Source organism: Arthrobacter sp. PvP023, from assembly GCF_017832975.1.
Taxonomy (GTDB): Bacteria; Actinomycetota; Actinomycetes; order Actinomycetales; family Micrococcaceae; genus Arthrobacter.
This window is the reverse complement of the sequence record NZ_JAFIBI010000001.1, coordinates 3,227,421-3,241,602: the sequence shown is the minus strand read 5'-3', so window position 1 is coordinate 3,241,602 and position 14,182 is coordinate 3,227,421. Positions and strand designations below refer to the sequence as shown.

Here is a 14,182-nt window from a genome sequence, read left to right as displayed (position 1 = left end):
CAAAGGGTTGTGGGCAAAGGTTCCGGCACGTGCCGGGAGGGGTAATCAGGGCAGCGTAAGGATTTCTGCGCCGGACTCAGTGACGAGCAGGGTGTGCTCGAATTGGGCAGTGCGCTTGCGGTCACGCGTCACCACGGTCCAGTCATCCGCCCACATGTCCCACTCAACCGTACCGAGGGTCAACATCGGTTCAATGGTGAACACCATGCCCGTTTCCATGACCGTGTTGTAGGCGGGAGCGGCATCATAATGCGGAATGATCAAGCCGGTGTGGAAAGCCTCGCCGACACCGTGGCCGGTGAAATCCCGGACAACGCCATAGCCGAAACGCTTGGCATAGGACTGGATGGCGCGGCCGATCACGTTGATTTCACGTCCGGGGGCCACGGCCTTGATGGCACGGTTCAGGGATTCCTTGGTGCGCTGCACGAGGAGCCTGGACTCTTCATCGACGTCACCCACCAGAAATGTGAAATTTGTATCGCCGTGGACACCTCCGATGAAGGCGGTGATGTCGATGTTCAGGATGTCGCCGTCCTGGACGACCGTGCTGTCCGGTATGCCGTGGCAGATCACTTCGTTCAGCGACGAGCACAGGGATTTCGGGAAGCCCCGGTAACCCAGGGTCGACGGGTACGCATTGTGATCCAGCAGGAATTCGTGGCCGATCCTGTCCAGCTGGTCCGTTGTTACGCCGGGTTCGATGTGCTTGCCGACCTCAACGATTGCCTGGGCGGCGATCCTGCTGGCGATCCTGATCTTCTCGATGGTCTCGGCGGATTTCACCTCCGAGCCGGTGAACTTCTCCGGACCGGGCTTGCCCACATACTCGGGGCGGGGAATTGACGCCGGGACAGGCAGCTGCGGGCTGACGGTTCCGGGGACCAGGGTGCCGGTGGGTGCAGTCGAGGCAAGAGAAGGCATAGATTGATCATATAAGCAGGCACAGAAGCCCATGTAACGGACAGCCGGATCGGAAGCCGATGACGCCCTACGTTACGTGGATCACTTTCAGCGGGCGTGAAGCCTGCACGATGCGAGGAGCAGCGATGACCGAGTACTGGTACAACGTCAAGACCCATGAGGTGGAAGAGGACGCCATGTCCGACTGGACGCAGCTGATCGGGCCTTACAAGACGCGCGCCGAAGCCGAGCATGCGCTGGAGAAGGTCAAGGCACGCAACGAGTCATGGGAAAAGGGCGACGAGGACTAAGCCGGGGACCGGGTGGCCCGGGCCGGCTTGCGGCTAGAACGAATGCTCGGGGCCGGGGAACTGGCCCGTCCGGACGTCGTCACCGTAGGCCTTGGCCGCATTGCTCAGTGACGTGCGCAGGTCAGCGTATTGTTTGACGAATTTGGCCATCTTGCCGCCGCGAAGGCCCGCCATGTCCTGCCACACAAGAACCTGGCCGGTGGTGGTGTTACCTGCGCCGATGCCCACGGTGGGAACGGCAATGGCGGCATCAACAGCCGCAGCAGTGGCGGCCGGAACCATTTCCATCAGGACGCTGAAGGCGCCCGCGTCGGCGAGTGCGACCGCGTCGTCTATCAGCCGCTGCGCGTCATCGCCCCGGCCCTGGACCCGGTAACCGCCCAGGGAGTGCTCGCTCTGCGGGGTGAAGCCGATGTGCGCCATCACCGGAATGCCGGCCTGGACCATGGCCCGGACGGTGTCAGCGTAGAACTTGCCGCCTTCAATCTTCACGGCATGGGCGAGTCCTTCCTTCAGGAAGCGGACTCCGGTGGCCACGGCCTGCTCGGCTGACACCTCGTAGCTTCCGAACGGAAGGTCCGCGACCACAAGCGCCCGTTTGGCCGACCGGGCCACGGCGCGGCACAGCGGAAGGAGCTCGTCCACGGTGACCGGAAGGCTGGTTTCGTTACCGAAGACGTTGTTGGACGCGGAGTCGCCCACGAGAAGCACCTCGATGCCCGCTTCGTCGAAGATCTCAGCCGTGTACTGTTCGTACGCCGTCAGCATGGCAAAGTGCTCACCTTTGTCTTTGGCCTGCTGCAGGTGGTGGGTCCGGATTCGTGCCACGGGCTTTTTGGCGGTGTCCGACGGCGTTGCGGCCGCATTCGCGGGACCGTTGCCGTAGGGAGCAGGTACTTCAGTGGACATGCTGGAATCGGAACTGTTGCTTGTGGCCATGGCTAGAGCGTAATGCGGTACTGTGCGTCCTAGCTACCGGACGGTCCGCACGTTCCGGTGAATCGCGTCACAAAGCGAGCTCCCCCGAAGGCCGGTCCCGTCCCCTGAGCCCGGTGCGGAGTGCCGCTGTGCGTGTTAACGCTGTGTTACGCGGAGGTCCGGCTCCAACATTCGGCGGGAATGCTTAGTAAAGTGAATCGTGAGCTGCCGCCGGCTCTATGGAATACGGACCCGGGGCATCAAAATGTTGATCCGGAGAAGAGGCCATAATGGACCGCCAGCAAGAGTTTGTCCTGCGGACGATCGAAGAGCGAGATGTACGGTTCGTGCGTCTGTGGTTCACGGATGTCGTGGGTTCACTCAAGTCTGTTGCGCTTGCCCCCGCCGAAGTCGAGGGTGCCTTCGAAGAAGGCCTGGGCTTCGACGGTTCTGCGATCGAGGGCTTGGCCCGAGTGTTCGAATCGGACATGCTGGCGCAGCCGGACCCCTCCACGTTCCAGATCCTGCCGTGGCGCGGGGAGACCGAACAGACGTCGCGCATGTACTGCGACATTTTGACCCCCGACGGCGAACCCTCCGCGGCGGACCCCCGTAACGTCCTGAAGCGCACCCTCGCCAAAGCGGCCGACATGGGCTTCACCTGCTACACCCACCCCGAGATTGAGTTCTACCTGCTGAAATCGCAGGAGCCTGGCCCGGATGGTTCGCCCGTCCCCGTCGACGAGGGCGGCTACTTCGACCACGTGCCCGGCGGCGTCGCACAGGATTTCCGCCGCACCGCCGTCACCATGCTCGAATCCGTAGGGATCTCCGTCGAGTTCAGCCACCACGAAGCCGGTCCGGGCCAGAACGAGATCGATCTGCGTTACGCGGATGCCCTGCAGACTGCGGACAACATCATGACCTTCCGCACCGTCATCAAGGAAGTCGCCCTCCAGCAGGGCACCTACGCCACCTTCATGCCGAAACCGTTCACGGCCCACCCGGGTTCGGGCATGCACACGCACTTCTCGCTGTTCGAAGGCGACACTAACGCCTTTTACGAAGCCGGTGCGGAATTCCAGCTGTCAAAGACCGCCAAACAGTTCATCGCGGGCATCCTCAAGCACGCCCCCGAATTCACGGCGGTGACCAACCAGTTCGTGAACTCGTACAAGCGGCTGTGGGGCGGCGGCGAAGCGCCGAGTTACCTGAGCTGGGGCCACAACAACCGTTCCGCGCTGGTGCGCGTCCCGCTGTACAAGCCGGGCAAGGGCCAGTCCGCACGCATTGAATACCGCGGCATCGATTCCGCCGCCAACCCCTACCTCGCCTACGCGGTGCTGCTGGGTGCTGGTCTCAAGGGCATCGAAGAGGGCTACGAGATTCCTGCAGCCGCCGAGGACGATATCTGGTCGCTGAGCTCGGCCGAGCGCCGGGCCATGGGACACGATCCGCTGCCTGCCAGCCTGCATGACGCGATCAGGGCCATGGAGGATTCGGAACTCATGCCGCAGATCCTTGGCGAGCAGGTCTTCGAGTACTTCCTGCGCAACAAGCGCGCCGAATGGCAGGACTACCGTCTCCAGGTGACGCCCTACGAGCTGCAGCGTAATCTCGGCATCCTGTAGGGGGCAGCGGTGAGCCTTGCCCGTCGCCTGATCTCCGCCGGTTTCAGTGACCTGGAAAAGGGGGAGCGGTTCCTGGCTGCCCGGGAACTGGAGGGGATCGACCAGGAGGCACTGTTCGCGGGCTTCCACCTTGCCGCCAACCCCGACACGGCGCTGCAGTCGCTGGTGCGGCTGATCGAAAAGCATCCCGACCTTCGGAAGCTTGCTGCCGCGGACATCGACACGAGCGAGCCGCTCTACCGGGTCCTGGGCGCCTCCGAGGCCCTGGGTGAATTTCTCATCCGCCATCCGGAGCACCTTGACGCCTTCGACGTGGTCGCGAGCCCGGAGCCGGTCGCGGCAGATGCCGGGGAGCTGAGGTCGCGGCTTCTGCGGTCCGTGCAGGCCGACCCGAAAGCGCGCCGCCCGGTGGCCGGCTTGTCCGGTCCCGAGGCTTATGTGGCGCTGCGCACGGCCTACCGCAGGGGCGTGGTGGACCTGGCGGTCAAGGATCTGTGTGCCGCCGATCCGCTGGACTTTATGCCCGCCGCAGGGGCCGAGCTTGCGGACCTCGCCGGTGCGGCCATCGAAGCGGCCCTGGCAGTGTCCCGGGCCGAAGCAAGCGAGCAGTTCGACGCGGCGGAGGTTGCCGACGTCGGGCTTGCCGTCATCGGCATGGGGAAATGCGGTGCCCGCGAACTCAACTACATTTCCGACGTCGACGTCATCTACGTGATCGAGGCTGACGGACTCGACGACGCCCGCGCCAACACCATTGGCACCGCCCTCGCCACCGGGATCTCGAGGGCCATCATGTCCATTGGCCGGGAGCCCGGCCTCTGGGAGGTGGATGCCAACCTGCGGCCCGAGGGCAAGTCCGGGCCACTGGTGCGGACCCTGGCGTCCCATCAGAGCTATTACGCTCGGTGGGCCGAGAGCTGGGAGTTCCAGGCGCTCCTTAAGGCGCGGACCATTGCCGGGGACTCGGATCTGGGCGCACGGTACGAGGCTGCGGTGCTCCCGCTGATCTGGGGTTCGGCAAACAGGGAAGGCTTTGTGGAATCCGTGCAGGCCATGCGCCGGCGGGTCACGGACAACATCCCGGCGGATGAGGAGCAGCGCCAGATCAAACTGGGCCGTGGCGGCCTGCGCGACGTCGAATTCACGGTTCAATTGCTGCAGCTGGTGCACGGCAAGGCCGACGAATCCCTTCGTCACCGGGACACCACCTCGGCCATCGCCGCCCTCTCCGCCGGCGGCTACATCGGACGGACGGACGCCGCCGAATTCGACCACGCCTACCGTTATCTGCGGCTCCTGGAGCACCGGATCCAGCTCTTCCAGCTGCGCCGCACCCACCTGATGCCGGTGCGGGAAGATGCCCTCCGCGCCCTCGCGAAGGCCGTGCTCGGCCCGTTCGCCCGTGAACGCCCGCACCCCGATGCCTTGCTGGCCGCCTGGCAGAAGACCAAGCGCTCCGTCCGGGAACTGCACGAGCGCATTTTTTACCGCCCGCTGCTGAATACCGCCGCCAAGCTGAGCAGCGAAGAAGCCCGGCTGACACCGGAGGCCGCCCAGGGCCGCCTGGCCGCCCTCGGTTACCTGGACCCGCGGGGCGCCATGCGGCATATTGAGGCCCTCACCGCCGGCGTCAGCCGGCGCGCGGCGCTGCAGCGCCAGCTCCTGCCCATCCTGCTCGGGTGGCTCGCCGACGGTGTGGATCCCGACGCCGGGCTGCTGGGTTTCCGCCGCGTCAGCGAGGCGCTGGGAACAACGCACTGGTATCTGGGGATGCTGCGGGACTCGACGGCCGCCGCCGAGCGGCTGTGCCATGTGCTCTCCAACTCCAGGCTGATGGCCGACCTCCTGGAGGTCTCCCCGGAATCGGTCGCCTGGCTGGGGACCGACAAGGACCTGGCCCCGCTGGAATTTGAAGCCCAGTGGCTGGAAATCACGTCGAAAATGTCGCGGCATGAGGATCCGGAAAGCGCCATGCGGCTTATCCGGCTGATCCGGCGCAGGGAGATCCTCAGGGTCGCCATTGCGGACAGCGCCGGCCTGCTGGACCAGGACCAGGTGGGCGCCGCCCTGGCGGACACGGACCGCGCAGCGGTGCTGGGAGCCCTGCGGGTGGCCGAGGGAATCGTGGCCGCGTCGGGTCCCCTCAAGACACGCGTCCTGGTGGTGGCCATGGGGCGGCAGGGCGGCCGTGAAATCGGGTATGGCTCGGACGCGGATGTCATGTACGTCCACCGCGGCCTGCCGGGGGTCTCCGAGGAAGAGGCGCAGAAGCAGGCCGCTCAGATCGTGGGCCATATTTCGAATCTGCTGACCCAGCCGCTCAAGCCCGCCATCCTGGCCGAGCGGGTGCTGATGGTGGATGCCGACCTGCGCCCCGAAGGCAAGAGCGGCGCCATGGTCCGTTCCCTGGACTCGTATGCGGAGTACTACCGCCGGTGGTCGCTGGTCTGGGAAGCCCAGGCACTGCTGCGTGCACTGCCCATCGCAGGTGACGACGACCTTGCCGCGGACTTCGTACAGCTGATCGACCCCATCCGCTATCCGGCGGAACTCTCGGAGAAGGACGTGCGGGAAATCCGCCGTGTCAAAGCCAGGGTCGAAGCAGAACGGCTGCCCCGGGGCGCGGATCCCGCCCGGCACCTCAAGCTGGGCCGAGGAGGCCTGAGCGACGTCGAGTGGCTCGTGCAACTGCTGCAGCTGCAACATGCGGGCCAGCACCCCGAACTGCGGACCACCTCCACTGTGCCGGCGCTGGAAGCGGCGGCCTCCCTGGGATTCCTGGAACCGGACGAGGCCGAACTGCTGCTCAAAGCCTGGCGGCTGGCCAGCCGCATCAGGTCGGCAAACGTGATTTGGACCGGGCGCGCCTCCGACCTGCTGCCCTCCTCCCGCAGGGACCTGGAAGCCGTTGCCCGCTGGTGCGGCTACCAGCCAGGCAACGCTGCGGCGCTCGAAGAGGACTACCTGCGGATCAGCAGGCAGGCCCGTGCGGTTTTTGACCGTGTGTTTTATGGCCAGTAAACGTCAGTGAGGCAGGCTTCTCCGGTCTGACGGAGAAATGCGGGTAGCCTCGAGGGGTACTTTGCCGGTCTTCGGGACCGGTTGCCGCATTTACCTAGGAGTTGTATCAACTTGCCCGGACTCCAGCAGACCAAGGCCGCCAGGCCTCGGACGGCCACAGTCATCGGAGCCTTGCTGGCCCTGGCCGCGATGCTCTTCGGTGCCGCCGGCGCCGCCGCGGCGCCGGCGGACGCACCGGCAGCCACAGCGATGGCCGCCGATTCAGCCCACCCGGCCGCCGCGCCGTCGAGCCTTTCCGGAAAAACCTTCGTCATCGGTACGGACACCACGTTCGCTCCGTTCGAATTCCGCGACGCCGGCGGTGAACTGACCGGCATCGACATGGACATCATCCGCGAGATCGCCAAGAACCAGGGTTTCGCCGTCGAGATCAAGTCACTCGGCTTCAACGCGGCGCTGCAGGCGCTGTCCTCCAACCAGGTGGACGGCGTCATCGCCGGGATGTCCATCACGGAGCCCCGCAAGCAGATCTACGACTTCTCCGACCCCTACTTCGAGTCGGGCGTGCAGATGGCCGTTGCCAAGTCCAACACGGACGTCAAGGGATACGAAGACCTCAAAGGCAAGACGGTCACCGCCAAGACCGGCAGCGAGGGCGAAACGTTCGCCAAGTCGATCGCCGGCCAGTACGGCTTTACGGTCAAAGCCCTGGACCAGTCCGCCACCATGTACGAGCTCGTAAAGTCCGGGAACGCCGTCGCCGTTTTCGATGACTATCCGGTCCTGGCCTACGGCATCAGCCAGAACAACGGCCTCAAGGCCGTGTCCGAGAAGGAAAAGGGCGGCTCCTACGGTTTTGCCGTGAATAAGGGCCAGAACCCCGAACTGCTGCAAGCGTTCAACACCGGGCTGGCGGAGCTGAAGTCCAGCGGGAAGTACCAGGAGATCCTGGACAAGTACCTCAAGGACCCCACACAGGCGGCCGAGTCCAGCTTCTGGGACCTGCTGGTCAACAGCTTCCCGGCACTGATGAAGGGCCTCGGCAACACCGTCCTGGTCACCGCGATTTCCTTCGCCCTGGCCATGCTGATCGGCCTCTTCATGGGGTTCCTGAAGATCTCCACCAGCGTGGTGCTGCGCGGGATCGCCACCACCTTCGTCAGCATCTTCCGAGGTACCCCGCTGCTGGTCTGGGCCTTCTTCTTCTATTTCGGCATTCCCCAGCTGACCGGCCAGCCCATTGACATCTGGGTGGCCGGCGTGCTTACGCTCAGCCTCAACGCCGGCGCCTACATCACCGAAATCGTCCGCGGCTCCATCCAGTCGGTGGACTCGGGCCAGCTCGAAGCCAGCCGCAGCCTGGGCCTCGGATACGCCAAGTCCATGCAAAAAGTAGTGGTCCCGCAGGCGTTCAAGATCATGACGCCCTCCCTGATCAACCAGCTGATCATCATGCTCAAGGACAGCTCGCTGCTGCTCGCCATCGGTTTCGCCGAACTGCTCTACCAGGGCCAGCAGATCTACGCAGGGAACTTCCGGATCACCGAAACCCTGCTGATTGTCGCGGTCCTGTACTTCGTGGTCATCATGCTGCTGACCAAACTGGCCAACGTCGCGGATAAGAGGTTCAACAAATGAGCACGGCACTTACTGCACCCAGCAAGATCTCCGTCAGGGAACTGACGAAGTCCTTCGGTTCCAACCAGGTGCTCAAAGGCATCAACGCCGAGGTCGCCGAAGGCGAGGTGGTCTGCGTGATCGGACCGTCCGGCTCGGGGAAGTCCACGTTCCTGCGCTGCCTGAACAAGCTGGAGGACATCACCGGCGGCCACGTCACCGTGGACGGATTCGACGTGACGGACCCCAAGGTGGATATCAACGAGGTCCGCCGGCACATCGGCATGGTCTTCCAGCACTTCAACCTGTTCCCGCACATGTCCGTGATCGAGAACATCATGCTGGCACCGGTGGAGTCCAGGAAGCAGGGCAAGGACGAGGCCAGGGCCAACGCACTGAAGCTCCTGGACCGCGTCGGCCTCGCCGAGAAGGCCGACGCCCGGCCGGCGTCGCTTTCCGGCGGACAGAAGCAGCGCGTCGCGATCGCCCGGGCGCTGGCCATGAATCCTGACATCATGCTCTTCGACGAGGCAACGTCCGCACTGGATCCGGAGATGGTGGGCGAGGTCCTGCAGGTCATCAAGGACCTCGCCCGCGAGGGCATGACGATGGTGCTGGTCACCCACGAGATGGGCTTTGCCCGGGAAGTGGCCGACCGCGTGCTGTTCATGGCTGACGGGGTCATCTGCGAGCAGGGACGCCCGGAGGAGCTCTTCGGGAACCCTCAGCAGCAGCGCACCCGGGATTTCCTTTCCAAGGTGCTGTAATTCGGGAGGCCCGGCGGGGAGGGTTCCGGGGCTGACATGCCTGGACCACGGTGCTATTTTGGAGCCCATGGCCAAGCAATTGTTCCTGAACCTCCCCGTCAAGGACCTCAACAAAAGCGTGGAATTCTTCACCGCGCTGGGTTTTTCCTTCAACCCTGACTTCACGGACGAGAACGCCACGTCCATGATCATCAACGACAACGCCTTCGTGATGCTGCTGGTGGAGGGCTACTTCAAGACATTCACCTCTAAGCCCGTTGCCGACGCCCGTAGCGCCACGGAGGCCATTGTGTCCTTCTCCGTAGAGAGCCGGGAGGCCGTGGACGAGCTGGTCAGGTCAGCGCTCACTGCGGGCGGCACCCCGTCCGAAGAAGCCCAGGACTACGGCTTTATGTACACGCACAGCTTCCAGGACCCGGACGGCCACCTCTGGGAGGTCTTCTGGATGGACCCCGCCGGGGCACCCCAGGACCCGGTGGCCTAACCCCTGACTCCTGACCCGACCGTCGCTTCCGGCTGGCGGCGCGTCTGGCCGGGACCGGGGCGGTTACCGCGGGCGGGTTGGGTACGCTTCTTGCATGCCTGAAGACGTGTGGCTCATCGCCCTGAAAAACCTCGACGACGACGCAAGGGCAATCAAGCTCGGCGAAATCGCGGAACTGGAGCTCGCCGCCGAGCAGCAGGACTTCGCTGGCGATCCGCTGCGCATGATGCTCGTGGCACTGGAAGAGGATTCGCGCGTTCCCTATGTGGTGGACTCCGGCGGTACGGCAGTTGGTGTGCTGACGCTGCAGCGCGGCGCGGCATCGCTCGCCGGCTGGGCCGATGACGAGTCAGTGTGGCTGCTGCGCGGATTCCTCATCGACCGCCGCCGCCAAGGCCAGGGACTGGGCACCCTTGCCGCCTCTGCAGCGGTCCGGGAGGCCGCTAAACTGACAGCCCGGCTGGGCGGGGGAGAGGCCGGCGTCGTCCTTTCCGTGAACGAACGCAATCCCGCCGGCCAGGCGGCTTACCGCAAAGCCGGTTTCGAGGACCGCGGGCAGTACCTTGGCGGCAACGCCGGGCCGCAGCGGACCATGTACCGGGCCTTCTGAGTCGCCGCCGGCTTCCCCCTCTTGTCAACTTTGATTGACGCCCGACTCTTCGTCAACTAAGGTTGACGAAGGAGGTGGGCCATGAAGACGCTAATCGGTTCAATGGATGGCAAGGGTCCGGCGGAGGCGTTGTACACCGTCGCGGAGCTCCACAAGGAGCTGGCGCGCACCGAAACGGAAGCTGTGCTCCGCGCCCGTCAGGCAGGGCTTTCCTGGGAGGCTATCGCCGTGTGCCTCGGCGTCACCAAGCAGGCTGTCCATAAGAAGTACGGCAAGCGCTGAACCGGTGTTCGAAGCCGGCAACGCCTTAGCGGCCGGCGTGTTAAAAGGAAGACGGCCCCCACCAAAAGGTGGGGGCCGTCGTCGTGCTATCCGCTGGCGGAAAGCCGGTGTCGACTAGACGCCGTAGTAGAGCTCAAACTCGTACGGGTTCGGGCGCAGGGAGAGCGGACGGATCTCGTTCTCGTACTTGTATTCGATCCAGGTGTCGATCAGGTCCTGGGTGAACACGCCGCCGGCCTGGAGGAACTCGTTGTCCTCGGCCAGGGCTTCCAGGGCTTCCTCGAGGGTGCCCGGAGCCTTGGGGATGTCCTTGGCTTCTTCGGCGGGGAGCTCGTAGAGGTCCTTGTCGATGGGAGCCGGCGGTTCGATGCGGTTGCGGATACCGTCAATGCCGGCCATCAGCTGGGCAGCGAACGCCAGGTACGGGTTGGACGAGGGGTCCGGAGCGCGGAACTCGATGCGCTTGGCCTTCGGGTTGGAGCCCGTGATCGGGATGCGGATACCGGCGGAGCGGTTGCCCTGCGAGTAAACCATGTTGACCGGGGCTTCGAAGCCCTTGACCAGGCGGCGGTACGAGTTGACCGTCGGGTTGGTGAAGGCGAGGACGGCGGAGGAGTGCTTCAGCAGGCCGCCGATGTACCAGCGTGCCATGTCGGAGAGACCGGCGTAGCCCTTTTCGTCGTAGAACAGAGGCTCGCCACCGTTCCACAGCGACTGGTGGCAGTGCATGCCCGAGCCGTTGTCACCGAAGACGGGCTTCGGCATGAAGGTGACCGACTTGCCCCAGGCGTCGGCGGTGTTCTTGATGACGTACTTGAACTTCTGCAGGTCATCCGCCGCGTGGGTCAGCGTGGTGAACTTGTAGTTGATCTCAGCCTGGCCGGCGGAGCCGACTTCGTGGTGGCTGCGCTCGACCTCAAGGCCGGCTTCGTCCAGCGCAACACACATGGCGTCGCGCAGGTCAGCCTGCTTGTCGGTGGGGGAGACCGGGAAGTAACCGCCCTTGACGGGGGTCTTGTAGCCCAGGTTTCCGCCTTCTTCTTCGCGGCCGGTGTTCCAGTGCGCTTCTTCGGAGTCGATCTTGTAGAAGCTGCCCTGCGGCGAGGACTGGTACTGGACGTTGTCGAAGACGAAGAACTCGGCTTCAGGCGCGAAGAACGCGGTGTCGGCGATGCCGGTGGACGCGAGGTAGGCCTCAGCCTTCTCTGCCACGCCGCGGGGGTCGCGGTGGTAAGGGTCACCGGTGCGGGGGTTCACGATGGAGAAGTTCAAAGCGAGCGTCTTCTCCATGCGGAACGTGTCCAGGAACGCCGTGGTGACGTCCGGGATGAGCTGCATGTCGGACTCGGCGATGCCCTGGAAGCCGCGGATGGACGAACCGTCGAAGAGCTGGCCATTGATGAAGAAGTCTGCATCAACGCTCTTAGCCGGCACGTTGAAGTGCTGCTGCACGCCAGGAAGGTCGGTGAAGCGGATATCGACAAACTTAATATCTTCGTCCTTGATGAACTTGAGGACCTCGTCCGCAGTCTTAAACATCTATGCTCCTTACGCATAAGTAATAACTGGCTGGAAAGCCATGTGGTCCAGCGCAATCCGACGGCGCGAAAACACAAAAGTGTCCCCGCTCCTAGCTCGCTAGCAACTGTTACCACCCTAGGGACACGGGATTTCCCGGCCATGTCCGCTATGTTTCCGGCAGGTTACAGAACCGCCTGATATGTAAACGCTATACGGTGTCCACACTGTGGTCCATCCGCATCCATAGAGTGAACTTCTCCCGAACGTTCACGGGAGTTCCGGTGAGAGATCCGATGAACCGCGGGCGCCGTGCACCCGATAGGCTTGATCTGTGGTTGATCGCAGAGACATAGGCTCCTGGTTGAGCGGGCCGGACACCTCCGGCATTTCGAAATATCCTGGGGAGCGCCTTGGCCTGCCCGAGGCGGGCCGGGGTTCCATCGCACGTGCCGGTCGTAGGATCCTGGCCATCTGCATTGACTGGGGACTGGCGCTCGTGATCAGCAATTACGCGTTCGGCGGGGACCCGTGGGCAACGCTGGCGGTTTTTGCGGCGGAACAGATCCTACTGATCGGCACTCTTGGCTACAGCATCGGCCACCGGTTACTGGGCATTCATGTGGTGCGCCTGTGTGGTGCTCCGGCTGGGCCGTTGGCCGCGCTGGTCCGCACCTTGCTGCTGTGCCTGGTGATCCCGGCGGTCATTTTCGATCCGGATCACCGCGGCCTGCACGATAAAGCGATGAATACCATCCTGGTGCGCATGTAGCAGGCCCGGCGTCAGCGCGGGCGGACCCGCCGCCCGGGCGATGGACGCCCCGGCGGGCTTGGCTCGGACGCCGGGATTGGCTCAGAGGCCGGCGGTTTCGTGTTCCCTGGCTGCGCGCCGGTCGGTGCCCGGTGCCGTCAGGTAGCCCCGCTTGCCTGCCCAGCGCTCGAACAGGAGCGTGGCAAAGGGAAACACCGCAGAGACCCCGGCGAAGAAGGCAACGGGAAAGGGCCACCGTTGCAGCCGCCACAGGGCCAGCGCCGCTACGCCGTAGGCGACGAAGAGGGCGCCGTGTATCGGTCCGGCAATTTCCACGCCAAGCTCCGTGGTCCGGGCCACCCACTTGAAGTACATTCCGGTGAGGAGTGCCGCCCAGCTGAAGGCTTCTGCTACGGCGAGGGCCCGGAAGACCCGGATGACGGTGGATTTCGAGGGGAGTTTCACGGTGCTCCGGTTTCTTTTGACGACATTTTGGCGTGGCCGGCACATGGCCCAAAGCAAACGCCCCGGTTGCCAGCCAGATGGCCGGTTTCCGGGGCGTTGCCTGTGCTGCTAACGGCCGCGGGCTGCTTTGCGGTCCGGCCGGGCTTTGTAGGGGTCGATTCCCTTGGGGATGGGGAGGCGGTTTCCCAGCGAGGAAATGCGCTTCGAAACCGCGTTGACCTCGAGTTTGGTCAGTTCCTTGTCCAGCTTGTTCATCTTCTTGGCGACCTGGCTGATGGGCACCTGGCCCTCGCCGCGGCCGCTCTCGATCACGTGGACGGTGACGTTGGGCAGGATGCGTGCCAGCCGCTTGCGTTCGGCGTCGACGAGGGGGCGGACCCGGTGGGTGGGCCCTTCACTGACCAGCACGACGCCAGGGCGGCCGATGGCACGGAAGACGGCGTCCTGGGTGCGAGGGTTGACCGCAACCGGCTGGTCCTCGGTGATCCATCCGCGCTTCAGCGTGCCCAGTGCGGCGCCGGAAGCGCCCGGCTGGTTTTCGATCTGGGCAAAAGCGGCCCGTTCAGCGCGGCGCGAGAGGATGAGGGTGGCGGCAAGCAGCCCAAGCGGGATGCCGATGATCAGGCCCGTGATCCAGTTTTCGAGGAGGAAGCCCACCAGGAAGCTGACGGCTACGACTCCGAGGAAGGCGAGCAGCATCATCCAGACCACCATGGGGTCGTGGCGGCGCGTCATCTGGAAGACTTCGTTGATCTGCTTCAGCCTGCTGGGCTTCTTGACCTTGGCTTCCTTCGGCTTGCGAGAGAAGAGGCCACGCTTCGGAGCGTCGGAGGCTGCCGGAGTCGGTTTGCTGGAATCAGGGGAATTCGCCATAGTGCCTTAATTCTACGTGATTTATGCCTGA

14 protein-coding genes are annotated in these 14,182 nt (G+C 64.3%); 9 read left to right on the top strand and 5 right to left on the bottom strand.

Features of this window, described 5'->3' with window-relative positions:
* Positions 1-45: 45 nt before the first annotated feature.
* Positions 46-924, bottom strand: a complete 879-nt coding sequence (gene map, locus JOE31_RS14885; RefSeq protein WP_209745954.1) for a type I methionyl aminopeptidase — start codon at positions 922-924, stop codon at positions 46-48.
* A 125-nt stretch (positions 925-1,049) separates the two neighbouring features.
* Here map and JOE31_RS14880 point away from each other — a divergent pair, with 125 nt between their 5' ends.
* Positions 1,050-1,214: an SPOR domain-containing protein gene (locus JOE31_RS14880; protein ID WP_144406352.1), complete on the top strand. Its 165-nt coding sequence runs from the start codon at positions 1,050-1,052 to the stop codon at positions 1,212-1,214.
* Positions 1,215-1,247: 33 nt separating this feature from the next.
* On the opposite strand, the gene panB is transcribed toward JOE31_RS14880, so the two are convergent.
* Complete coding sequence (gene panB / locus JOE31_RS14875) at positions 1,248-2,153, bottom strand: 3-methyl-2-oxobutanoate hydroxymethyltransferase (RefSeq protein WP_209745952.1); 906 nt, start codon at positions 2,151-2,153, stop codon at positions 1,248-1,250.
* Positions 2,154-2,422: 269 nt separating this feature from the next.
* Between panB and glnA (JOE31_RS14870) the strand changes: the two genes are divergently transcribed.
* The 7 genes from glnA (JOE31_RS14870) to JOE31_RS14840 all read left to right on the top strand — a co-directional run bounded on the left by glnA (JOE31_RS14870) (position 2,423) and on the right by JOE31_RS14840 (position 10,544).
* Entirely contained in the window at positions 2,423-3,763 is a 1,341-nt protein-coding gene (gene glnA, locus JOE31_RS14870) for a type I glutamate--ammonia ligase (RefSeq protein ID WP_011691452.1), read from the top strand.
* A gap of 9 nt (positions 3,764-3,772) precedes the next feature.
* Positions 3,773-6,784: a bifunctional [glutamine synthetase] adenylyltransferase/[glutamine synthetase]-adenylyl-L-tyrosine phosphorylase gene (locus JOE31_RS14865; RefSeq protein WP_209745951.1), complete on the top strand. Its 3,012-nt coding sequence runs from the start codon at positions 3,773-3,775 to the stop codon at positions 6,782-6,784.
* Positions 6,785-6,973: 189 nt separating this feature from the next.
* Positions 6,974-8,422, top strand: coding sequence for an amino acid ABC transporter substrate-binding protein/permease (locus tag JOE31_RS14860; protein WP_374100884.1), 1,449 nt, complete (start codon positions 6,974-6,976; stop codon positions 8,420-8,422).
* On the top strand, positions 8,419-9,168 hold the full coding sequence (locus JOE31_RS14855; RefSeq protein ID WP_209745949.1) for an amino acid ABC transporter ATP-binding protein: 750 nt from the start codon (positions 8,419-8,421) through the stop codon (positions 9,166-9,168). The genes JOE31_RS14860 and JOE31_RS14855 overlap by 4 nt, the downstream gene beginning before the upstream one ends.
* Positions 9,169-9,235: 67 nt before the next feature.
* Positions 9,236-9,652: a VOC family protein gene (locus JOE31_RS14850; RefSeq protein ID WP_209745947.1), complete on the top strand. Its 417-nt coding sequence runs from the start codon at positions 9,236-9,238 to the stop codon at positions 9,650-9,652.
* Between the two features lie 94 nt (positions 9,653-9,746).
* A complete protein-coding gene (locus JOE31_RS14845) occupies positions 9,747-10,262 on the top strand; it encodes a GNAT family N-acetyltransferase (protein ID WP_209745945.1) in 516 nt (171 codons plus the stop codon).
* An 81-nt stretch (positions 10,263-10,343) separates the two neighbouring features.
* A complete protein-coding gene (locus JOE31_RS14840; RefSeq protein WP_209745943.1) occupies positions 10,344-10,544 on the top strand; it encodes an AsnC family protein in 201 nt (66 codons plus the stop codon).
* A gap of 114 nt (positions 10,545-10,658) precedes the next feature.
* Here the strand turns inward: JOE31_RS14840 and glnA (JOE31_RS14835) are convergent, their stop codons facing one another.
* A complete protein-coding gene (gene glnA / locus JOE31_RS14835) occupies positions 10,659-12,083 on the bottom strand; it encodes a type I glutamate--ammonia ligase (protein WP_209745941.1) in 1,425 nt (474 codons plus the stop codon).
* A gap of 313 nt (positions 12,084-12,396) precedes the next feature.
* On the opposite strand from glnA (JOE31_RS14835), the gene JOE31_RS14830 reads away from it, so the two are divergent.
* The gene (locus JOE31_RS14830) at positions 12,397-12,834 is read left to right on the top strand and encodes an RDD family protein (RefSeq protein ID WP_209745939.1); all 438 of its coding nucleotides are present in this window, start codon (positions 12,397-12,399) and stop codon (positions 12,832-12,834) included.
* An 81-nt stretch (positions 12,835-12,915) separates the two neighbouring features.
* On the opposite strand, the gene JOE31_RS14825 is transcribed toward JOE31_RS14830, so the two are convergent.
* Entirely contained in the window at positions 12,916-13,278 is a 363-nt protein-coding gene (locus JOE31_RS14825; protein ID WP_307864429.1) for a DUF3817 domain-containing protein, read from the bottom strand.
* A 108-nt stretch (positions 13,279-13,386) separates the two neighbouring features.
* Positions 13,387-14,151: a DUF4191 domain-containing protein gene (locus JOE31_RS14820; RefSeq protein ID WP_209745935.1), complete on the bottom strand. Its 765-nt coding sequence runs from the start codon at positions 14,149-14,151 to the stop codon at positions 13,387-13,389.
* Between the last annotated feature and the right edge of the window lie 31 nt (positions 14,152-14,182).